The organism is Achromobacter sp. Marseille-Q0513 (genome assembly GCF_018195695.1).
Lineage (GTDB): Bacteria > Pseudomonadota > Gammaproteobacteria > Burkholderiales > Burkholderiaceae_B > Achromobacter.
The window spans coordinates 13,866-32,806 of record NZ_JAGTJY010000051.1 but is presented as its reverse complement, the minus strand read 5'-3'; the positions used below and the strand labels follow the sequence as shown (position 1 = coordinate 32,806).

Annotated in this window: 26 protein-coding genes and 1 pseudogene; 18 read left to right on the top strand and 9 right to left on the bottom strand. The window is 59.2% G+C overall.

The window, feature by feature from the left end; all coding sequences use genetic code 11:
* The 4 genes and pseudogenes from KDH83_RS13085 to KDH83_RS13070 form a co-directional block, all read right to left on the bottom strand.
* Positions 1–421 (bottom strand): annotated as a pseudogene (locus KDH83_RS13085) (hypothetical protein); the annotation flags it as partial.
* A gap of 73 nt (positions 422–494) precedes the next feature.
* Positions 495–761, bottom strand: a complete 267-nt coding sequence (locus KDH83_RS13080; RefSeq protein WP_212316328.1) for a hypothetical protein — start codon at positions 759–761, stop codon at positions 495–497.
* Between the two features lie 30 nt (positions 762–791).
* The gene (locus tag KDH83_RS13075; RefSeq protein WP_212316326.1) at positions 792–1,058 is read right to left on the bottom strand and encodes a hypothetical protein; all 267 of its coding nucleotides are present in this window, start codon (positions 1,056–1,058) and stop codon (positions 792–794) included.
* Positions 1,055–1,309, bottom strand: coding sequence for a hypothetical protein (locus KDH83_RS13070; protein ID WP_212316324.1), 255 nt, complete (start codon positions 1,307–1,309; stop codon positions 1,055–1,057). The genes KDH83_RS13075 and KDH83_RS13070 overlap by 4 nt, the downstream gene beginning before the upstream one ends.
* 633 nt (positions 1,310–1,942) lie before the next feature.
* Between KDH83_RS13070 and KDH83_RS13065 the strand changes: the two genes are divergently transcribed.
* The 3 genes from KDH83_RS13065 (at position 1,943) to KDH83_RS13055 (ending at position 3,931) form a co-directional block, all read left to right on the top strand.
* Positions 1,943–2,476 carry a zinc ribbon domain-containing protein gene (locus tag KDH83_RS13065; protein WP_212316322.1) on the top strand — a complete coding sequence of 178 codons (534 nt, stop codon included), beginning with the start codon at positions 1,943–1,945 and terminating at the stop codon, positions 2,474–2,476.
* Between the two features lie 96 nt (positions 2,477–2,572).
* Positions 2,573–2,818 carry a hypothetical protein gene (locus KDH83_RS13060; RefSeq protein WP_212316320.1) on the top strand — a complete coding sequence of 82 codons (246 nt, stop codon included), beginning with the start codon at positions 2,573–2,575 and terminating at the stop codon, positions 2,816–2,818.
* A gap of 489 nt (positions 2,819–3,307) precedes the next feature.
* Entirely contained in the window at positions 3,308–3,931 is a 624-nt protein-coding gene (locus KDH83_RS13055) for a hypothetical protein (RefSeq protein WP_212316318.1), read from the top strand.
* A gap of 39 nt (positions 3,932–3,970) precedes the next feature.
* Here KDH83_RS13055 and KDH83_RS13050 read toward each other — a convergent pair whose 3' ends face one another.
* The 3 genes from KDH83_RS13050 to KDH83_RS13040 form a co-directional block, all read right to left on the bottom strand.
* Positions 3,971–4,891: a hypothetical protein gene (locus tag KDH83_RS13050; protein ID WP_212316316.1), complete on the bottom strand. Its 921-nt coding sequence runs from the start codon at positions 4,889–4,891 to the stop codon at positions 3,971–3,973.
* A gap of 114 nt (positions 4,892–5,005) precedes the next feature.
* The gene (locus tag KDH83_RS13045; protein ID WP_212316314.1) at positions 5,006–6,052 is read right to left on the bottom strand and encodes a S24 family peptidase; all 1,047 of its coding nucleotides are present in this window, start codon (positions 6,050–6,052) and stop codon (positions 5,006–5,008) included.
* A gap of 358 nt (positions 6,053–6,410) precedes the next feature.
* Positions 6,411–6,944, bottom strand: a complete 534-nt coding sequence (locus tag KDH83_RS13040) for a hypothetical protein (RefSeq protein ID WP_212316313.1) — start codon at positions 6,942–6,944, stop codon at positions 6,411–6,413.
* Positions 6,945–7,029: 85 nt separating this feature from the next.
* On the opposite strand from KDH83_RS13040, the gene KDH83_RS13035 reads away from it, so the two are divergent.
* From KDH83_RS13035 to KDH83_RS12995, 9 genes are read left to right on the top strand one after another with little or no spacing between them, the layout of a single operon-like run.
* Positions 7,030–7,455: a hypothetical protein gene (locus KDH83_RS13035; RefSeq protein ID WP_212316311.1), complete on the top strand. Its 426-nt coding sequence runs from the start codon at positions 7,030–7,032 to the stop codon at positions 7,453–7,455.
* A complete protein-coding gene (locus KDH83_RS13030) occupies positions 7,452–7,778 on the top strand; it encodes a hypothetical protein (RefSeq protein ID WP_212316309.1) in 327 nt (108 codons plus the stop codon). Before KDH83_RS13035 ends, KDH83_RS13030 begins: the two co-directional genes overlap by 4 nt.
* Positions 7,778–8,188, top strand: coding sequence for a recombination protein NinB (locus KDH83_RS13025; protein WP_212316307.1), 411 nt, complete (start codon positions 7,778–7,780; stop codon positions 8,186–8,188). Before KDH83_RS13030 ends, KDH83_RS13025 begins: the two co-directional genes overlap by 1 nt.
* Positions 8,185–8,709, top strand: a complete 525-nt coding sequence (locus KDH83_RS13020; protein WP_349291624.1) for a hypothetical protein — start codon at positions 8,185–8,187, stop codon at positions 8,707–8,709. The genes KDH83_RS13025 and KDH83_RS13020 overlap by 4 nt, the downstream gene beginning before the upstream one ends.
* The gene (locus tag KDH83_RS32520; protein WP_249205070.1) at positions 8,709–9,539 is read left to right on the top strand and encodes a hypothetical protein; all 831 of its coding nucleotides are present in this window, start codon (positions 8,709–8,711) and stop codon (positions 9,537–9,539) included. The genes KDH83_RS13020 and KDH83_RS32520 overlap by 1 nt, the downstream gene beginning before the upstream one ends.
* On the top strand, positions 9,536–10,924 hold the full coding sequence (dnaB, locus tag KDH83_RS13010; RefSeq protein WP_212316305.1) for a replicative DNA helicase: 1,389 nt from the start codon (positions 9,536–9,538) through the stop codon (positions 10,922–10,924). Before KDH83_RS32520 ends, dnaB begins: the two co-directional genes overlap by 4 nt.
* A 1-nt stretch (position 10,925) precedes the next feature.
* Complete coding sequence (locus tag KDH83_RS13005; protein WP_212316303.1) at positions 10,926–11,300, top strand: hypothetical protein; 375 nt, start codon at positions 10,926–10,928, stop codon at positions 11,298–11,300.
* Entirely contained in the window at positions 11,297–11,500 is a 204-nt protein-coding gene (locus KDH83_RS13000; RefSeq protein WP_212316301.1) for a hypothetical protein, read from the top strand. The genes KDH83_RS13005 and KDH83_RS13000 overlap by 4 nt, the downstream gene beginning before the upstream one ends.
* Positions 11,493–11,879 carry a hypothetical protein gene (locus KDH83_RS12995; protein WP_212316299.1) on the top strand — a complete coding sequence of 129 codons (387 nt, stop codon included), beginning with the start codon at positions 11,493–11,495 and terminating at the stop codon, positions 11,877–11,879. The genes KDH83_RS13000 and KDH83_RS12995 overlap by 8 nt, the downstream gene beginning before the upstream one ends.
* Before the next feature lie 339 nt (positions 11,880–12,218).
* Here KDH83_RS12995 and KDH83_RS12990 read toward each other — a convergent pair whose 3' ends face one another.
* Both KDH83_RS12990 and KDH83_RS12985 read right to left on the bottom strand, forming a co-directional pair.
* A complete protein-coding gene (locus KDH83_RS12990) occupies positions 12,219–12,611 on the bottom strand; it encodes a type II toxin-antitoxin system HicB family antitoxin (RefSeq protein ID WP_212316297.1) in 393 nt (130 codons plus the stop codon).
* Between the two features lie 54 nt (positions 12,612–12,665).
* Entirely contained in the window at positions 12,666–12,848 is a 183-nt protein-coding gene (locus KDH83_RS12985) for a type II toxin-antitoxin system HicA family toxin (RefSeq protein WP_212316295.1), read from the bottom strand.
* Between the two features lie 405 nt (positions 12,849–13,253).
* Here KDH83_RS12985 and KDH83_RS12980 point away from each other — a divergent pair, with 405 nt between their 5' ends.
* From KDH83_RS12980 to KDH83_RS12955, 6 genes are read left to right on the top strand one after another with little or no spacing between them, the layout of a single operon-like run.
* Positions 13,254–13,916 (top strand): hypothetical protein, encoded by a 663-nt coding sequence (locus KDH83_RS12980; RefSeq protein ID WP_212316293.1) that lies wholly within the window; start codon positions 13,254–13,256, stop codon positions 13,914–13,916.
* Positions 13,888–15,246, top strand: a complete 1,359-nt coding sequence (locus KDH83_RS12975) for a PBSX family phage terminase large subunit (RefSeq protein WP_212316291.1) — start codon at positions 13,888–13,890, stop codon at positions 15,244–15,246. The genes KDH83_RS12980 and KDH83_RS12975 overlap by 29 nt, the downstream gene beginning before the upstream one ends.
* Positions 15,243–16,577, top strand: coding sequence for a DUF1073 domain-containing protein (locus KDH83_RS12970; protein WP_212316289.1), 1,335 nt, complete (start codon positions 15,243–15,245; stop codon positions 16,575–16,577). The genes KDH83_RS12975 and KDH83_RS12970 overlap by 4 nt, the downstream gene beginning before the upstream one ends.
* Positions 16,558–17,343: a minor capsid protein gene (locus KDH83_RS12965; RefSeq protein WP_212316287.1), complete on the top strand. Its 786-nt coding sequence runs from the start codon at positions 16,558–16,560 to the stop codon at positions 17,341–17,343. The genes KDH83_RS12970 and KDH83_RS12965 overlap by 20 nt, the downstream gene beginning before the upstream one ends.
* A complete protein-coding gene (locus KDH83_RS12960) occupies positions 17,340–18,434 on the top strand; it encodes a DUF2213 domain-containing protein (protein WP_212316285.1) in 1,095 nt (364 codons plus the stop codon). Before KDH83_RS12965 ends, KDH83_RS12960 begins: the two co-directional genes overlap by 4 nt.
* Before the next feature lie 5 nt (positions 18,435–18,439).
* On the top strand, positions 18,440–18,940 hold the full coding sequence (locus KDH83_RS12955) for a hypothetical protein (protein ID WP_212316283.1): 501 nt from the start codon (positions 18,440–18,442) through the stop codon (positions 18,938–18,940).
* Position 18,941 lies beyond the last annotated feature (1 nt).

Genomic DNA, 18,941 nt, shown 5'->3' with positions numbered 1-18,941 from the left:
CAGAAGCAGCACCCTGGTCGCCCGTGGCAGAAGCAGCACCCTGGTCGCCCGTGGCGGTCTCGCCTTCCGGCCTTGCCCGTGAGAAGGTGTATTCGATGGCTGCCTTGATCAGGCCGGCGATGCCGATTTCCGCCTTGATGGTGATGCGCGAACTGGCCAGCTTCGTGTCGCTGCCTTCGCGGCTGATCTTTCCGCCTTGCTCAACCAGGGCAAAGCGCGAGCCGGCCGGCGGGTAGTAGTCGAAAACGTTCAGCGGGTACTCGCAAGCATGGAAGCCGCGCCGGCATGCCTCGACGTTGCCTTCCATTTCATAGGTCTTGCCGATTTCGTACTGGAACGGCTTGTCGCCGCCAGTGCAGGCCAGATCGGCGTTGAACGCCTTGTAGCTGGTGACGGCTTCTTCTTTCGGCTGGTCCGACATTCCTGTTCTCCCTTTCTGCTCACCGGGTGGTGAGGTATGTTCATTTGTCAGCGGCTTGTTATGGCGCAGGCAATTACTGGCTCATGCAGTACGCGAGATGGACAGCCAGCGGGACTTCGTATTCAGTGACCATCACAAAGCCCCCGCGAACTGGCATGTCAACTTTCCGTTCCACGACTAAGCCGCGCTCAATCAGCTTCTTCACCGTGCGCTTGCTCGGCTGAGGACAAGGTGAGCCATCTGGGTACTTCTTCCCAACGTGCCAACCATGCAGGCAAATCAGCCATTCCTGCGCAGGAGTCAAACCTTTGAAGTCGTATCCTGCATCGAGTTTGGACATGCCCATCTCCTTGTTCATTTGTCAGCTCGCTCATAGAACGGGCTGACTATCCTGCGTAGGCGGCTTGATCCACGGCGTATGAACGGACAGCGCCATTTCAGAAGCTTGTTGATAGTTCTTGGCTTCGTGGATCAGGACGTACAAGTCCTTGGTTTGCTGATGCCCGACGATCTTCTTTACTGCCGGGCTTGCGACGGCTTTGTTGTATGCGTCGCTCTGATCTCTGGCCTTGAACTCGCCGGCCAGCACAGGGCGCGTGAGGCCGCTTCGAGAGTGGGCAAAGGCGTAGTAGGTCATAGCGCCTTCCCGAGAATGTCTCGCAGATGGGAGCTCATGAGCTGGACCGCTTCGGCGTCTCTCCCGTTGCGGATCAGCTCATGGAGTTGCCTCATCAAATCCATGTCGATGATCGGATAGTCCGCCTCGAAATCGCTGGACACTTCGTATCCGCGCGATTCAAGCTCACAGATAATCGTGTCGTCTTCAAGCTCTGTGAGGTCAAGCTCAACCTCGACGGTCACTTTTGCCATGCTGGCCTCCAGATTCATGAAAATGCCAGGGCACGTATTGCCGGCATTCAGATAAATCCGGGGCAGCGCACCACCTAGCTACTCCCTCGCAGGTATTCGAGAAATTCGAATATCTGGTCGGCTCCAGGCCATGCGTTGCCCAACATGCCGCCGCCGTTAAACCCGTAGGCCAGCGCGGTCATGGTTCCCGGCCTACTCCCGGTGGTCATCAACACGATTACGCGCCATCGGTCGATTCTTGGCGTCCTCTCGGCTCACCTGCTGCTGCTTGGCTCTGCGCCAGGCCGGCCAACTGCTGCCCGCTCGGGGCCGCCACTTGCAGCTCGGTGTCTTCGGCATCTTTCTGTCCAGGGCGTCCGCAATCTCCCCTGTCGCATCGCCTCTCGGCGGGTGCGGAACGGTTTGCACATCGGTTGTTAAAGAGCGGGCCTCGGTGCTGATTGGTGAGGCGTTGAAAGAATGGTAGCAAACGCTACGCATTGAGGCAATAGCAAATGCTACGCTTTTTTGTAACAGGCGCAAAAAAGCCCGCTTATGACGGGCTGCGCTTTGGGGGCTACGGGGGGGGGAAGCTCGAGATCTAGAGAGGCCGCTGTGTGGGTCCTATGTATCGGATACCATGTTGAATTGTTTAATTACAAGGTGTCGCATATGGCGCTTATTACATGCAAAGAATGCGGAAAAGATGTCAGCGATAAGGCCAAGACGTGTGCTGGCTGCGGCGCACCGGTCAAGTTGTCTATTCCCAAAAAGAAGGCTCACCCAGCCCTGGTGGGAATCGTCGCGCTCGGGATTATCTACTTTGCGTTTGGCGGGGGCAAAGGCGGGGCCTCCAAACCGGCTGCGCCGTCAGCCGAAGGATCGCGCGCCAGCGCGGCTTCCTGCGCAGCTGCTGATCTAACGTGCTTGGGCAATGCGGGGGTGTCGGCTGCCAGCGTGTACTGCCGTCGAGAAGTGGAAAAGCTGGCGAAGTACGACTTCAAGTGGACCGACGGGTTCTTGGAGTCGAAGTTTGACCGCTTCCGTTGGAAGGACAAGAATTCCGGGGTGATTACCTATCTTGGCGATAAGGTGCAGTTCCAAAACGGTTTCGGCGCATTCACAACCGTGACCTATGAGTGCGACTTGGCGAAAGACAATAAAACGGTGCTGGATGTCCGGGCGAAGGAAGGGCGGCTTAACTAGGCAGGCGCAATTGTGATTTACGCGACGCAGCGGCAACAAGAATTCGTCCGAAGTCTTCCTCGCCTGAATGTGCGCTGGAGCTTTCCCGGAGGTCCTATGGACAAGGAAACCATGCTGGCGCTGATGGTGACGGCGAAGAAGGGCGAGCCAGGCGACTGGGAGTCATTGCTCGTGGTCTACGCTGATCGCCTTGAGCGGATCGCCTCGAAGCTCACCGAGGATGAGCTGTACTCGATGCTCGCTGTAGGGGCGGATATCTACCAACGGTGGTGCCAGCACACTGAGGCAGAGCGAATGGCTGAAGCGTTACTGCGGCTGGAGGGGAAGGGGCCGCTGGAATGAAAAGGCCACCCGCAGGTGGCCCATTTTCTTGGGGTATCACCTAGCCCATGGGCCGCCCGAGTATTGTTGTTCGGGCCGACTATCCGCTAGCACCACTGGGCTGGTTCGACCTGGCCAGCTCGGGCGCTGGTACACAATCTTGCCGCGGCTGCCTCGTAGCCGTTCCAGGAGGGTAGCCCGCAGATCGATGAGGCGCGCAGATGCAACGATAGCGTGGCCTTGTTCGTGTGCCGTATAGCCTGGCGCCGGGCCGGTGATGGTGATGATCTTCATGGAAATCTCCTACGATGGAGTCTCCATCTTCTTACACGTCAAGCGCGTCGGCGGATTTAAATCAACATTCATTCCCGCTACGTCGCAAAAAGGCCACCTGGAGGTGGCACCGCATGGTCGACTACCATTGCGGTTAGTTCGTCACTGGAGATTGCGATGAGGCGGGGGATATGGTGGGCGCTCAGCAGCTTGGCAGGTTGGGCGACGAGCTGCGGCATGGTGATGGCACAGACCAGCGTCGACTGCGGCGCCAGATCAACGCCCGTCGTGGACCGCCTCGTGTGCAACAGCCCGTCATTGCTGGCGTTAGACGCCAAGTTTGGACGTGCCTATGCGGCGGCGCGCGATGCAAACGCTGACAAGAAGGCGTTCCTGGCGCGAGCGCAGGCAGACTTGGCGTGGCGCCAGCAGAATTGCCGTGATAGCGCCTGCATCGAGGAGTGGTTCAATAACGTGACGCCGCAGTACAGCGCGCTGGCGGCTAGTGGCCGAGCGTATGGGGTTCAGCCAGTTGAGTCGAAGCGAGCTACAACCACGCGGGACGGCCAGAATGGCAGCCAGCAGTTCAATTTAGCCATTGGGCAATGCGCTGTCGTACGCGGGATGGTCTCAGGGGTTCCTACCTGGCGTGACAACGGGGTCCCCATGGAGCGCGCCTGGTTCAATGTCGCAAGCGCTCTATCGCCGTTTGCTCCGAATGCGGCACTCATGCAGCAGTGGGAGCATGCCGTGGCACAGATCTACAGTTCCAGCCTTTCGCCCGCTGAGGTTGGGGCCCGCTACGAGTCCATGTGCGACCAGTACCAGAGTTTGGATATCCCAGCACCAAGGCCTCGTTAGGGAGCGTCGCAAAAAGGCCACCCGGAGGTGGCGTCGTCTCTAGCGTCCTGGTAGCGCAGTCGGGTTGTACATTCCCCCAATCCGAATCGCTTCAGTCTTGCCGCCAGGCAGGACATTTGCTTTGGTCAGGATGTACTTTGGAAATTTGGTGGGTAGGTAGTCACGTCGAAACCACTGCCTAAATGTTGCAAGGGCGGTGTCTGGGTAAGCCTTCGGCCGTTGCGGATTGCTGGCGGCTTGTGGGTAATAGTCAGGGTAGTTGTGCTCGTAGTCTATCCGGTCACCGAATTGTGCGGCTAGATTATGCTCTTTCCAGTATGCGCCCCATGCCATCCCAACGCTGATGTCGGGAACTGTCTTGTGGTTTACGGTCAAATCGGCGTTGATCAAGTCGACAACCAAGCCTGTGATTTCCTGGAAAATTGTGAAATGCCCTTCGGGCGTGCTCGATTGCAGTAGTGAGACACGATCCTGATGGTACTTCCACTTGTCGGCAGGGCTGTAATTTAGGGCGTCGTAGATGAACCGCTGCAGTCCAAATGCAGCAAACCGTCGATAATTGTCGACTGCTATTGTGCTGTCTGCTTTGGACTCGAAGGCGTAGTACTCCAAGAATGCCATGCAAACGATATCTGGATAGGCATAGTGCAGCGTGCCATTCTGAACCGTTTCCAGGTGCAGCTTGGGTTCGTTGTAGCCCTTGGATTGGAGGTACTGCTTAAAAAAGGAAATCCGGTCTTTCCCAAGCACCTGGTCATCGAAATGATCTTCCCATTCCTTCGTGATCGTCTGAATCACGTTTCGGGCAACGCCGGTTACACCGGATAGGCCTCGTTGCGTCAGGTAGGGTATGCCGTTCTCCAGCACGCCCATTTCAATGCCGTTTACGTCCCGCTGTACCTCGATCCCGAGATCAAGAGTGATCTGTTTTGGGGTGGCCTTCTGGTTGCTTCTCTCCATGCTTAACCTCTTGTTTTAATTGGCTTTATGGGCGGCCTGTTGGGGCCGAGAGACTACAGAATTTTCGCCATGCGCTGCGCTAGTTGGTGTCCGGCCAACGATCAACTTCCTATGCTATGCCAGCTTCGTCCCCGCCCAGACGACCTGGCCAAGCACACGCACGGGATGCCCGTTCTCCAGCGGGATATCGGGGTAGGCTGGGTTGAACGACCGAGCGACCCAGCGGCCGGTCAACCTGTCCCTTGCCACGGTCTTGACAATCATCTTGCCGTCATAGTTGATCGCGTAGACACCGCCGCTTGCCAGGTCACGCAGTGTCAGGTTCTCGTTGGGCACCATGAGCAGCGCAGCCCCATCTCGGATGACGGGTTCCATGCTGTCGCCTTTTGCATACACTACGCGTCCTCGCCCCTTATCGGCTCCCACTGAACGCAGGAACGAACTGCGAAACTGGATCATCCCTGTGATCAGTTCGTTGTCGTTCTCGATCCCGTCGCCCGCAGCCAAGCGCACGTCCGCCAATTCTGGAACCTTCTCGAACTTGTCATTGGCGGCGTGTGGTTCGCCAGGACCCACATTCGGCACTACGTCTGCCGCGATGCTGAGCGGGCGCGCGGCATGCTCGCGTTCGATTTGCTTCGTGGCCTTGCCTCCTTCCCATGGGGCGGGCAAGCCAGGAATTCGCATCGGGAACGGATCGTCTGCGTGGTCCATATCGACAAGGCCGCCGGGCTTGTGAGCACGCAAAGGAATGACTGGGGCTGGCGTCGGCGCAGGCGGCGGAGAAACGCTCAAACCGATCTTCAGCTGCGCTATGGCAAGCGCAAGGGCGCCCTCGAGGGCTGTAAGCTGGCCCGCAGGCAGCGCGCGGACATCGGCAGCCGCGATGGTCTTAAATGGCCAGTCGTTGTCGTGAGAGGCTGGGGCGGTAGGCACCTCAACGCTCTCCACATCAAACCATCCCTTCATGCCGGGCATTGCCTCGATTGCCCACACCGTCTTCTCGGTGACCGGGCGGATGCCTGAAAGCATTTGACGAACGAAAGCCCCGTCTTTGTAGCCTAGGCGGCGACCAAAGTCGGTCTTGTTCCCTTTAGATACGTGGTCCACGGCGGCCGATAAACGGGCCATCCTGAACTCGTTTAGCTCAACCTCATTCATGCGCGGGACAGTAGCATGCGCTACGGGTGCATTTGCTACTTGCGAAACGTAGCAAACGCTACTAGTATGCACGTATGGACCTGAACTCATACCTGTCTTCCCCTGGGGCTCTCAGCGTGGCGCAGTTGCGCGCCCGAATGGTCGAGCTTGGATACGACGTCAAGAACGACGCGCAGATACGACAGTGGCGCACTCGCTACAGGGGTCGCCACCCTTCGCCGGAAAACTGCATGGGTCTCGAATTGGCCTCTGGCGGCCTCATGCGTCGCCAGGACCTTCGTCCCGAAGACTACTGGCGTACCTGGCCCGAGCTCGCAGACGAACCTAAGGCACCCCAGCAGGAGGTGGCGTGATGCCATTACCGCATCCATTCGTTGGGGCCGCGCTCAGGGCCAAGCTTGTCGAGCATCTTCTGCATGTTTTCCACGCTCCGATCAGGCTTTTCGGACCGAATCTTGCCGTGCGTCGGGCATTCCAACCAGAACCGATTTTTGTCCGGTTGGAGAAAGGTTTTCTTTCGATCATTTATGCAATTTGCACAAAGGTACACCGGGCCGCTGGGCGACTCGCGCGTCGACTTATCTACGTAGGCGATCGCCCCTCCTTGGGTTTGCGTGCGTTCGTATTGTTCAAGGCCGCGGTCCCATGCTTCAAGGTCGCCAATCTTGCGTTTGAGGTCGCCTATCTGTGCTTCGAGCGCCTGTTTCTCTTGAACCAGCGCCGCCTGCTTTTCCTGCAGCGCCAGCGCGGAGCTGGTGACATCAATGAGTCGTTCGTTCATGGCGAGCTTGGCCTCGTTCAGTCTGTTGCCATCTCGCACCTCAATAGCGAGATTGGCCAGGTCGAATGTGCCGCGCAGGGCCGACAGGGCGCCCGAGAGTTCCGCGATCATCAGAGTTCCCCCAACGTAGGAAAGGGTGGCGTAGGAACCTCCGATTCTACGTTGTGTGGGAGCTACAGAGGGGAGGGCGGAAGCCATGCCTAGCTCAATCATCAAGCCTCTGTCCCTCAAAGAGCAGGCACAGGAAGATCTCTCGCACATTCTCAAGCGGCGGATCGGCACCAAGCTGGGCAACGGCCAGTGTGTACGCGACTTCTGCCAGTTGATCGATCTCGTCGTCATCGGGCAGCTCAAGGTCGACTTCCATTCAGTGCACCGTCGCATGTTGGCCCTCGTTGCAGCCCGGAGCTTGGCGATCTGCTTCGTCGCACAGGCGATGAAAGATGGCCAGTACAGCGGTTTCAGTCGGGTCGATGAACGTCCGCTTGGCGATGTCGGCGGCGTTCTTCAGCAGTTGCTCGGTCTGGGTCATGAGGGTGTCCGAAATTGGGATACCCACAGTTTGCACAAGGCCGCGTTCAGCGGCATTCCCTTTAACTTGAATGGTGTTGAAGCAGCATGAACGCACCTGAATTTCCCATCCTGCGCTCGTCGTCTGACGCGCAACCGCAGAACGAAACCCTTCTACGGAAGGCGCTCACAACGATGTCCAAGGCCAAGCGGGCGGAGGTCATGCAGGCAGCAGGGTGGAAAGACGAATCGTCTATCACCCAGGTCCTGAATGGCAACGCCGGTATTAAGCTCGAGCAGCTGGATGCGGTTCTTGGCGCCTTCGGCATGGCGATCGTTGAGCAGTGGTACATGGACTACCTGGCCCGTGGAAACGCGATTGGGGCCAGCTGCTGCCGCGCTCGGTTGAGCCAGGGCACCTGCGGGGCGCATTGATGGACAAACAGGTCTTTGTCCTCTCGCACCCAGTAGCCCGGCGCAATGCCGCGCACGCATGTGTCCATGCGCCCGAAGGCTATCGCGTGGAGATCAAGCCGGCGAAACGCACGATGGCGCAGAACGACATGATGTGGTCGATCCTGACGGACATCAGCCGTCAGGTGAAGTTTGTCGTCAACGGCGCTCTGGTGACGGTCGAGCCCGAAGAGGTCAAAGACATCCTTACCGCCGGCCTGAAGCAAGAAATGCGGATGGCCATGGGCTTGAACGGCGGCATGGTCATCCTCGGCCAGCGCACCAGCCGTATGTCAGTCCGAGAAATGGGCCAACTCATCGAACTTGCCTATGCCTTCGGCAATGATAAGTGCGTCGTGTGGTCGCCTACGAGCATTGGGAGAACTGCGTGATCCGCAACTCCACATTGCAGCGCAAGACGCCAATGAAGCGATCCAAGCAGGACCGTAGCGAAGGCTTGGGCCGCAAGGTGGAGATCGTCATGGGCTTCTATCGCCCTCCTGGCCACAAACTGCCGACGGTGCTGCGCAGTGAGCAGCACCGTCGCAACGTGGCAGCGTTGGACTGCGCATGCTGTGGGCGCCAAGGGCCCAGCCAGGCGGCACACGCGAACACCACCAAGGGCATGGCGCTGAAGGCTTGCGACAGCCTCACATTCCCGCTGTGCCTCGAATGCCACCGCGATCTTGACCAGGGCGGGAAGCTGCTTAGGGACGCGCGTCGTCATCGCGAGTGGGTATGGGTCGACTGGGCGCGCGCCGAGCTGATGGCGCGGGGGAAGTGGACCCCGGAAATCGAATTGCACTATCGCAAGGCCATCGAGCCCTTGCGCGCGCTCGGCAACCCAGACGACGCAAAAGAAAAGGCCGCTGTGAAGAGCGGCCCGGGTACTGCACTAATGGAGAAATTCTAATGGCAAGGGCACGCAACATCAAGCCCGGATTCTTCACCAATGAAGATCTGGTTGAACTGGACTTCGGCACGCGCATTCTGTTCGCAGGTCTGTGGACTCTGGCCGACCGAGAAGGGCGTCTGGAAGATCGTCCGAAGAAGATCAAGATCGGAGTTTTCCCGGCTGACAACGTTGATATCGATGTGATGCTCCAGGAGCTTAACCGTTGCCACTTCATTAATCGCTACGAGGTTAACGGTGAGCGCTACATCCAAATCGTCAATTGGCACAAGCATCAAAGCCCTCATCACACCGAGAAGGCATCCGTCATCCCGTCCAATAGCGGTGAGATAACGGTTAAAGAACCGAAGGTCTCTGGCGAATCACGCAACCATGACGGTGGAAATCCCCCTGATTCTCTGATTCCTGATTCACTGATTCCAAAAGACCCCCCTAACCCCCCTTCGCAGGGGGGTGACGAGCCCGACGCGCCTTCGGCTGGCAAACCCAAGCGTGAACGCCAGCCTGCCATCGCCCTGAAGACCTTTTTGGAAAAGTGCAAGGAGCGTGGCGAGAGGGCGATCAGCGATCACAAGCCGCTTCTGACCTACGTCGAGGACACCCAGCTGCCGATGGATTTCGTCAATCTGGCGTGGATGGAGTTCAAGCGGCGGCACCTGCCCGAAGGCCCGGATGAACGCCGCCTGCAAGCGGACTGGCGCAAGCATTTCGTGAACTGCGTGACGAAGGGCTGGTACAAGCTCTGGTACGCCAGCGCTGACGGCGGCTACGCGCTGACGACGGTCGGAATCCAAGCTCAGCGCCTGCATGAGAAGCGGGAGGCTGCATGAGCGCCGGCGCCGTGCGTGTTCCCCCGCATTCCGTTGACGCAGAGCAGGGCGTCTTGGGCGGCCTGTTGCTGGATAACCGGGCATGGGATCGACTTGGCGATCTGCTGACAGCGGAGGATTTTTACCGCCACGACCACCGGCTTATCTTCGGCGCCGCGTCCAGTCTCCTGAACGCCTGCAAGCCGGCTGACGTGCTGACGGTCTTCGACTCGTTGCAGGCGTCCGGGAAAGCGGAAGCGGCGGGCGGCCTGGCCTACCTCACCTCCATTGCCCACAACGTGCCCAGCAGCGCCAACGTGCGCAGCTATGCAGAGATTGTCCGGGCCCACCGGGTGCGCCGGGAGGTTCTTGCCGTGGGCCATGACATTGCCGAGCTGGCTGAGACGGGCGACCCGTCCGCGCTTGTAGAGCAAGCCTCTGGCATGGTGATGGCGCTTGCGGACACTCGCGCCGCCGGCCGTGACCCTGTTGAGGTAGGCGAACTGTTGCGGGGCGTGATAGAGCAGCTACAAGCGCGCTCAGAGCGTGCGGGCGGCGTTTCTGGGTTGGCTACGGGGTTTGTGGATCTGGACGAGAAGACCAGCGGCTGCCAGCAAGGGGATCTAATCATTGTGGCGGGTCGCCCGTCGATGGGAAAGACGACGCTTGCGATCAACATTGCGGAAAACGTGACCGAGGAAGAGGGCGTCGCCCTAGTGATCAGCCTGGAAATGGCTGCGCCTCAATTGGTCGAGCGGTCTATCGCTCGCTATGGGGCAATCGACACACAGCACCTCCGAACGGGAAAGTTCGAGGACAACGACTGGCCCCGGTTGACCCATGCAATCCAGATGCTTGAAAGCCAGCGGCTGATCATTGCGGATGACCCGGGGTTGGCCAGTGTCGCGCGAATCCGACTGGCCGCCAGAAAGGTCCGCCAACGGCAAGGCCGGCTGGACCTGATCGTGATCGATTACCTCCAGTTGATGCAGGGGGAGGGCTCGACACGCAATGAAGACCTGGGCGGCATCACTCGCGCTCTCAAGCTGCTGGCCCGCGATCTGAAATGCCCAATCATCCTGCTATCGCAGCTGTCCCGAAAGGTTGAGGAACGGACAAACAAACGTCCGATCCTGAGCGACCTGCGGGAATCCGGTGCCATCGAGCAAGACGCCGACGTGGTGTTGATGGTCTACCGCGACGAGTACTACTACCCGGACAGTCCGTTCAAGGGGCTAGCCGAGATCCTGATTCGAAAGCAGCGCATGGGACCGCTCGGGGAAGTGTTCCTGACGTTCCAGGGCCAGCACTCCCGATTCCTGAATGCCGACCCGCAAGAGGTGGCGAGGGCGCGCAATACAGAACCTTCCAAGCCGAAACAAAAATACAGCATGTTGAGGGACTGATATGACACTGGACCGCCTGACCATCCGTCTTCCGTGGCCTGATACCAGCCTGATGGCTAATCGCAAGGGCGGGAAGCATTGGGGTTCAACCCATGCTGCCAAGGTGCGTGCCCGCGACGCCGCCTTCTTCGCAGCTAAGGAGGCTCTAGGCCGAAACAGCCTGACGGCCGACAGCCAGACACCTGTCTCGATAACGTGGGTTGCGCCGAACCGCATCCGCCGGGACCTGGACGGCCTGCTGTCCGCCGAGAAGCCGAGGCTGGATGGGATCGCGGCCGCGCTGGGCATTGACGACAGCCAGTTCCGGCCGATCACGCTGGACCGCGCATTGGACGCAGAGAAGAAGGGCTTCGTTCTCGTGGAGATCGGGCGATGAGCATGGATCTATGCAAATGGCAGTTCCGCGATCCGATGCTGGTATTGATGAGCAAGCAGCAGGCCGAGGCAAACCGCACATGCACAGGCTGCGCGCACGCGAAGACGATCGAAACCCCATTCGGCGACACGCTTATGCGTTGTTTGAAGGGGAAGCCCTACGGGAAGAAATGCAACAGATACGAGGTGACGCATGGATGAAGGATTCCCGCGCTGGGTCGAAGACGAGCTGTGGAACTGGTCTCGCTGGTGCTGGCTGGGCGACTGGCCTCAGCCCGATCCGAACCTGAAATGTGCCTCAGCGGAGCGGGCATACCAAGCGCCGCGCCACGATGACGACGAGCCCCGGCCGATCCCCGTGAATCACGACCATGCGCGCAAGGTGCAGGCGCTGTACGACAGGCTGGTCCTGGTCGAACAGCGCATCATCCAGGCTGAATACCCGCGACGCCACGAATACGCCGGCCTGACCGCTGGCCAGCGCATCACGCGGGCATGCAACAAGCTGGAGATCACCCCGGCGTACTACAAGATCGCACTGGGACACATGAAAGAGCAGGTACGGAGGGCATTCCGGTGAAGTACGCAAGTGAAGTGATTGACCTGATGGCGGCATTCCCTGGCCGGTCTTTCCGGCTGATGGAGCTTGTCCGCCATGTGAGCGGAGGCCGGGCCTTGAGCGCCACAGAGAAAACCCGACTGCAACGCGGCATTCAGCGGGCTATGGCGGCCCTGGAGGAAGCAGGGAGTGTGGTGATTTCCCCGTCTGAGGGAGCGTGGCACGGGTTCGAGTATCAATGGCGTGTGACGATCTCGTCACATCATGCTCCCAATTACGTCACGAAAGTCGTCACAATGGGTGCGGGGTAATGCGCCCTGAAGAATCGAAGCCCCGGCCATGCGCTGGGGCTTCCTGCTTTCAGTGTGTCATGGCCAGGTGGGCGATAAAGCCAGAGCGGCTTTCTCCGGCTGCGCGGGCCTTTGAGTCCAGGCGCGCGAGGATGCGGCGGGGGAGCGTGATGTTGATGCGCTCAACCGTCTCGTCCAAGACCGCCGGGTCAACCTCGGCAATGGCCCAGATCCATCCTGAGAATTCAGGATTGGCCTGATGGGCGGTGATGCTGCTAGGGGCCGGGATCGACTCGCCGCTATCAAGGGCGGCCTCAATCCACGCCTCAATCGCTTCTTTGGCGCTATCAATCGCTTGGTCGATTCCCTCGTCAGCTGCTGAGAAGCAGCCGGGGAGGTCGGGAACAACGACACCCCACGCTTGGGTATCGCTGCCGGGTTCAATGGCGATGGGGTATTTCACGGAGTTCTCCAGATGTGGATTCGGCAAGCCCCGGATTTCTCCGGGGCCTGTCTCCTACTTCAGCCCTGCTTGCTTAAGAAGCTTGTTTACGAGTCCGATGCCGAGATCCTTTTTAGGGTGGGGGACACTTAGGTGTCCGGGGCGGTCTGGGTGGTGGTAAATGTGGTGTGAGCCCTTAACTCCCCGCAGTATCCATCCTGACCGCTCGAGCAGCTTGGTTAGTTCCTTGCTGTCCATGGTGTGTATTATACACACTAAAGGGCATGGCGCAAGCCCCCGCCAGGATTTTTGGGGTGCCCGGCGGTTGTTGGCGCTCCAGAAAGCCACTGATTCAGAAGGGCGATAATGCATGCTCCTTCACAGCCTTAAGGGATGGTGCCATGTCGCGGAAGTTCATATCTATCACGCCTTTCGTAGAAGAAGGGCGATCAGGCATATGGTTGTATGCGATTTGCCAGGAAGGCAAAGCCTGGCGGGCGCGTCAGCTGTTCAGCGGTGAACTGATGGACGGCGGTTGGTCAGAAGTTCCTCCGTTGCCGGGTAGCTCCAGCAACTTGGAAACCTGGAAGAAGCTCGCCGAGTAACAGCAAAAGCCAGTAAGTGAGTCGCCGCCTTCGGGCGGCGTTTTGTTGGGTCGAAGAAATGGCGCAGACTGAAAAGAGGGCGCCGGACTGGGAGCGCATAGAAGCCGACTACCGGGCCGGCCTATTGTCGGTGCGGGAGATCGCATCGGCGCAAGCGGTGTCGCACACCGCGATCCAGAAGAGGGCCAAGGCGCAGGGGTGGGAGCGAGACCTTAGCGCGAAGATCAAGGCCAAGGCCGATGCGCTGGTTGCCAAGCGAGAAGTTGCCAGTCAGGTTGCCACGGAAGCCGCTTTGTCTGAGCGGGTGGTTGTGGGGTCGAATGCCGAGGTTATTGCCAGCGTCAGGTTGGCCCACCGCAGCGACATCCGCCGAGCTAGGGCGCTTTGCATGAACTTGCTTGAAGAGCTGGAAGCGGAGACGGGCGACATTGACCTGTTCCGCGAGCTCGGTGAATTGCTGCGTGCGGAAGACGACAAGGGCCAAGACAAGCGCAATGACGTTTACCAGAAGGTGATCTCCAGCGCTGGCCGCATCGACAGCATGAAGAAGCTGGCTGAGACGCTGAAGAACCTGGTGGGTATTGAGAGGGAGGCCTACGGTATCGCCGAGCCGGCCAAGCTCGAGCTAAGCAACCCGGACGGAAGCCTGGCCCAGAGGGGCCGCAGCCTTTCTGATTTCTACGAGGACGTAGGTGTTCCAGCTCAACCCGTCGCTGTATGACTTCTGGCGCACCCGGAAACCGTACAAGCTATTGAAGGGTGGGCGGTTCTCATCAAAGACGCAAGACGCTGGCGGCATGGCGGCGTTCCTGGCCCGGAACTACCGAGTGCGGATCATGTGCATTCGCCAGTTCCAGAACCGGATTGCTGACTCGGTCTATACCGTAGTCAAAGAGAAGATTGAGGCCGCCGGCTGGCAGGACGAATTCGACATTGGAGTATCGACCATTCGTCACAAGGTCACGGGCTCCGAATTCCTGTTCTACGGGATCGCCCGCAACCTGAAGGACATCAAGGGGACCGAAGGTGTCGACATCCTGTGGATTGAAGAGGGCGAAGGCCTGACCGAAGAGCAGTGGTCGGTGATCGACCCGACGATTCGGAAGGAGGGCGCTGAGATCTGGGTGCTTTGGAACCCGGACCTAGTCACCGACTTTGTACAGGCCAAGCTTCCCTTGCTGCTGGGCGATAAATGCATCATCCGGCACATCAACTACACGGAAAACCCATTCCTGTCCGATACGGCGCGCGAGAAAGCGGAGCGTCTGAAGGAGGTAGATCCGGAGGCATATCGCCACATATACCTGGGCGTGCCATACGACTCGGACTCAGGCGCGGTTATCAAGCGTACTTGGGTGCAATCGGCCATCGATGCACACCTAGTCGTTGACGCCAACTGGACCGGACGAAAGTGCATCGGCTACGACGTGGCCGACGATGGCGAGGACAAGAATGCGAACGCCGGCATGGATGGGTCGGTCATCTGTCTGCTGGATGAGTGGAAGGGCGGGGAAGATGAACTGCGTGAGTCTGCGGCCAGGTCGAAGCAGAACGCCGAGCGCATCGGGGCAGACGTCATAGGCTACGACAGCATCGGAGTAGGTGCTGGCACCGGATCCCACCTGAATGCGATGGATTGGCGCCGTCACTTCAAGTTCAACGCCGCAGGCAAGGTGGAGCGTCCCGAGAAGAACTACGGCGATTCGAAGATCAAGAACAAGGACTTCTTCTCAAACCTGAAGGCGCAGGCGTGGTGGATGCTGGCTGATCGCTTTCGCAACACCCATCTGGCTGTCACGAAAGGGCTGGAATTCTCGCCCGACGAGATGATCAGCATCGACAGTAGCCGCATAGATAGTCGGCTGCTTGAGCAGCTGGCTATCGAACTGGCGACGCCTTTACGTGATTACGACAACCAGGGGAAGGTAAAGGTGGAGTCGAAGAAGGACCTGGCCAAGCGCGACATTCGGTCGCCGAACTTGGCCGACTCCGTCGTGATCGCCGCCAGCCGCGGCATGCTGGCCCGCGTATCGATTACTGAGATGCTATGAAAAAGCCCCACATCAAACTCAAACCCAGGCCGACGAACGACGGGTTGCAAAACGTCGTGTCCGGCCTAGGCATGGGAAAGGGTAAGCGTGACCACAATAGGTTCGTCTACGACGGCCTGTTCGGCTACGCGGAGCTTGAGGCGGCATATCAGACGAACTGGATTGCCCGTCAGATAGTGGACGTTCCTGCGGACGACATGACGCGGGAATGGCGGACCGTGAAATGCAAGGAGGCGGACACTATCCGACAGGAAGAAGACCGCCTGAGCGCGCAGCACTGCGTTAATGAGGCTCTTTCGTGGTCGAGGCTGTACGGTGGGGCTGTCATCCTGCCAATGACAAACCAGGACCTGGAGAAGCCATTTCGCCCTGAGCTAATCAAGCGCGGCGAGGTTCAGCGCCTGCTCGTGTTCGATCGCTGGGACTTGGTGCCGCACTCCATCAATACCTGGGACGTGCTGGCGGAAAACTACCTGCAACCCGAGTTTTATACGCTCTACCAAGGCAGCCAGAAGATCCACTGGTCGCATTTCATCAAGTTTGTCGGTGCCAAGCTGCCACGCCGGCAGCGAGTCGTTCTTCAGGGTTGGGGTGACTCCGAGCTGCGCAAGTGCTTGGAGGACATCAAGGACACAGTCTCAGCGAAGGACGGGATTGCGGAGCTGATGCAGTCGGCCAACGTGGACGTCATTACTCGCGACGGGCTCACCGAAGATCTGACTACGGATCAAGAGGCGAAGATCATTCAGCGCTACACGCTGTTTGATCAGATGAAGTCGATCATCAATACCGCGCTGCTCGACAGTGACGAGAAGCTTGACCGCCTGACGCTCAACATGAGCGGTATTGCTCCCGTGCTGGACACATTCATGGTCTGGATATCCGGTGCGGCCGATATCCCGGTCACGCGCCTCTTTGGACAGTCGGCTGCTGGGCTTAATGCCTCTGGCGAAGGCGATCTGAAGAACTACTACGACGGTATTCGCAGCAGGCAAAACAGCCAGCTCGATCGGCCGATGGCCAAGCTTGATGCCATCATGGTGCGTAGCGCCCTGGGCACGATGCCGGATGACTACAACTATGACTGGAATCGCCTCTACCAGCCCAACCGAAAGGAGCAGGCCGAGGCGCGCAAGATTGAAGCTGAAACCGACGTGATCCTGCTGGATGCCGGCGTGACGGGACGGTCGCATGTCATGCGCCGCCTGGAGGCCGATGAGGTCTACCAGTACGAGGATGGAGTGATTGAGAAGATTGAAGCCAGCGAGGACCTGACTCTTGGCCGCGTCGAGCGTCCGGAGGGGGGCGGCAATGAGCGCTTCACGTTCTGAGATTGCGTACAACCAGGTGCTGCAGCGGCTTGTCAACGCAGTTCGGGCCGACATCGAGGCGAAGTTGATGCCGGCCGTGGCCAATCTGCAATCGGCCTATGTGCAGGACTCCTGGGGAGTGGACGTCCAGACGGTTGTTGATGAGCTGCTGGCTAAGTGGGCGTCCAAGCCGTTCAGGAAGCTCGCCGATAGGCTGGCATCGAACTTTGTTCGGACGACGCTAGGGGTAATTGATCGAGAGCAGAAGAAGTCGTTCGGCATCGATGTTCTGCAGAATTCTCCCGAAATCAGGGCGGCCATGCAGGCCGCGGCGATCCAGAATGCAAATCTGATCCAGTCTATCCCTGAGCAGTATCTGAAGAGCGTAGCCAATTCGGTATTTACCAACCTCCGGACCGGCCTGTTGCCGCGCGACGTGGCCAAGCAGATTGAGGAAGAGTATGGCGTCGCACAGCGCCGTGCGAGGTTCATCGCTCGGGACCAATCCGCCAAGATCAACGGCGAACTGACAAAACAGCGTCAGATCGATGCTGGATACGAATTCTTCGAATGGATGGATTCGGATGACAAGCGCGTTCGGTCTAGCCACCGGGAGATAGCGGACACCGACGTTGGCTATGGCAAGGGCGTGTATCGCTGGGACGATCTGCCGAAGAACGAGCGAGGGGAGAGGATTCAGCCAGGAAGCGACTATCAATGTCGTTGTGGCAGCCGGCCGGTTCGGAATTCGGTCGTCCGGCGCAATCAGGAGCGCAAAGCCGCATGAAAAAGAAATTCGTACAAGATAAGGCAACCTTCAAGACCACCACAGCCCGCACCTACACAGATGCGGGCTTTTTGTTGGTGCCTGGGCGTGTCTCCAAGACGGGAACGCAACAGTACCTACGCCGAGAGCTGGGCCTGGATGGTGACCCGAATGCGCCAGTCGTGGTGTACCGCCCGGCCGACGAGGTCTTTTCCCCTGACAGCCTGGCCTCCTTCGATGGTGCCGATCTTACCGTTTTACACCCGGGCGGCCTGGTCAACGCGAAGAACTATCGCAAGGCGTCCGTGGGCTTGATCCGTGGCGCCGGTCGTCAGGATGGTGATTTCGTCACGGCAGATCTGATCGTCAAGGATGCCGACGCAATCAAGATGATCGAGGATCGGGGCTACGTGGAGCTGTCCGCCGGCTACACCGCTGAATACGACCATGCGCCCGGCACGACTGCAGATGGTACGGAGTACCACTACGTACAGCGGAACATCCGCATCAACCACGCAGCAATTTTGCCCAAAGGGGCAGCGCGAGCAGGGCGGCAAGCCCGGATTTTTGACAACCAACCGAAAGGAAACACCATGAGCAAGATCACGCTGGATAGCGGGCGCTCGGTGGAAGTCCAGGACGAGGCCACCGCCGCGCTCGTGTCGGATTACATCGAACGCCTGAAGACGCAAATTACCGATGCTGCCACGGCGGCGGACAAGCAGCAGGCCACCATCGATGGCCAGGCCGAACAGATCGCCAAGCTGCAGGTAGCTGCTGCCGATGACCAGATCGCCGCACGTCTGAAGGCCGTTGCGGATGCGCGCAGCAATGCCGAGAAGGTTGCGCCTGGCGTCGCGTTCGATTCCATCGATCCCACTGAGATCCAGCGCGCCGCCTTGACCAAGGCACGCCCGACTGTGGATTGGGCTAGCAAGTCGGATGCCTATGTGCAGGCTGCTTTCGACATGGCAGTTGACCAAGTGGGGGCCACGGACGCTCACGCCGCACAGAAGCGCCAACTAGCTGAGGACGGCGCCCAGCGAATTGAAAAACCCGCAGTGGCCGCCTACGACTCGTACGCGGCACGTTTCACGCAAACGAAGGAGTAACGACCATGCCCATTACTGGTGGATACACGCTCAATCACGGCGACCGCTATGCCGGCATGGTCGTCGATGCCCAGGCCAACAATTCGGTATCCAAGTTGAACAAGTCTGGAGCGACGGTGCCTTGGGGCGTATTCGTTGCCCGAGCCGGGGCCAACGGATTCGTGCCGGTTACCCACACGACCACGGCGGCCAGCATCATCGGCGTATTGCGCCGCGAGCTGAACCGAGCCCAACTGGACGATGCCGTAGGGGGCGCCCCGAGGGACCGCGATGCAACCGTGCTGACGGTTGGTCCCGTCTTCGTGCCGACGCTGGGCGCGGTTAATGCTGGTGATGCCGTCTATGCGGTGATCGGCACAGATGTCGCTCCCGCAGCGAATCCCGGCTTTGCGAACAATGCCGCTGGCTCTGCAGCGACCACTGGCGTCCTGATCGCCGGCGCCAAATTCATCGAAACCACTTCTGGGGCCGGCCTGGCTGCCATTTCCCTGGTCATTGGAGGCTAAC

Coding starts and splice junctions, on each gene's coding strand:
- KDH83_RS13080 (WP_212316328.1), bottom strand. CDS start 761: ATGTCCAAACTCGATGCAGGATACGACTTCAAAGGTTTGACTCCTGCG.
- KDH83_RS13075 (WP_212316326.1), bottom strand. CDS start 1,058: ATGACCTACTACGCCTTTGCCCACTCTCGAAGCGGCCTCACGCGCCCT.
- KDH83_RS13070 (WP_212316324.1), bottom strand. CDS start 1,309: ATGAATCTGGAGGCCAGCATGGCAAAAGTGACCGTCGAGGTTGAGCTT.
- KDH83_RS13065 (WP_212316322.1), top strand. CDS start 1,943: ATGGCGCTTATTACATGCAAAGAATGCGGAAAAGATGTCAGCGATAAG.
- KDH83_RS13060 (WP_212316320.1), top strand. CDS start 2,573: ATGGACAAGGAAACCATGCTGGCGCTGATGGTGACGGCGAAGAAGGGC.
- KDH83_RS13055 (WP_212316318.1), top strand. CDS start 3,308: ATGGTGATGGCACAGACCAGCGTCGACTGCGGCGCCAGATCAACGCCC.
- KDH83_RS13050 (WP_212316316.1), bottom strand. CDS start 4,891: ATGGAGAGAAGCAACCAGAAGGCCACCCCAAAACAGATCACTCTTGAT.
- KDH83_RS13045 (WP_212316314.1), bottom strand. CDS start 6,052: ATGAATGAGGTTGAGCTAAACGAGTTCAGGATGGCCCGTTTATCGGCC.
- KDH83_RS13040 (WP_212316313.1), bottom strand. CDS start 6,944: ATGATCGCGGAACTCTCGGGCGCCCTGTCGGCCCTGCGCGGCACATTC.
- KDH83_RS13035 (WP_212316311.1), top strand. CDS start 7,030: ATGCCTAGCTCAATCATCAAGCCTCTGTCCCTCAAAGAGCAGGCACAG.
- KDH83_RS13030 (WP_212316309.1), top strand. CDS start 7,452: ATGAACGCACCTGAATTTCCCATCCTGCGCTCGTCGTCTGACGCGCAA.
- KDH83_RS13025 (WP_212316307.1), top strand. CDS start 7,778: ATGGACAAACAGGTCTTTGTCCTCTCGCACCCAGTAGCCCGGCGCAAT.
- KDH83_RS32520 (WP_249205070.1), top strand. CDS start 8,709: ATGGCAAGGGCACGCAACATCAAGCCCGGATTCTTCACCAATGAAGAT.
- dnaB (WP_212316305.1), top strand. CDS start 9,536: ATGAGCGCCGGCGCCGTGCGTGTTCCCCCGCATTCCGTTGACGCAGAG.
- KDH83_RS13005 (WP_212316303.1), top strand. CDS start 10,926: ATGACACTGGACCGCCTGACCATCCGTCTTCCGTGGCCTGATACCAGC.
- KDH83_RS13000 (WP_212316301.1), top strand. CDS start 11,297: ATGAGCATGGATCTATGCAAATGGCAGTTCCGCGATCCGATGCTGGTA.
- KDH83_RS12995 (WP_212316299.1), top strand. CDS start 11,493: ATGGATGAAGGATTCCCGCGCTGGGTCGAAGACGAGCTGTGGAACTGG.
- KDH83_RS12985 (WP_212316295.1), bottom strand. CDS start 12,848: ATGGACAGCAAGGAACTAACCAAGCTGCTCGAGCGGTCAGGATGGATA.
- KDH83_RS12980 (WP_212316293.1), top strand. CDS start 13,254: ATGGCGCAGACTGAAAAGAGGGCGCCGGACTGGGAGCGCATAGAAGCC.
- KDH83_RS12970 (WP_212316289.1), top strand. CDS start 15,243: ATGAAAAAGCCCCACATCAAACTCAAACCCAGGCCGACGAACGACGGG.
- KDH83_RS12965 (WP_212316287.1), top strand. CDS start 16,558: ATGAGCGCTTCACGTTCTGAGATTGCGTACAACCAGGTGCTGCAGCGG.
- KDH83_RS12960 (WP_212316285.1), top strand. CDS start 17,340: ATGAAAAAGAAATTCGTACAAGATAAGGCAACCTTCAAGACCACCACA.
- KDH83_RS12955 (WP_212316283.1), top strand. CDS start 18,440: ATGCCCATTACTGGTGGATACACGCTCAATCACGGCGACCGCTATGCC.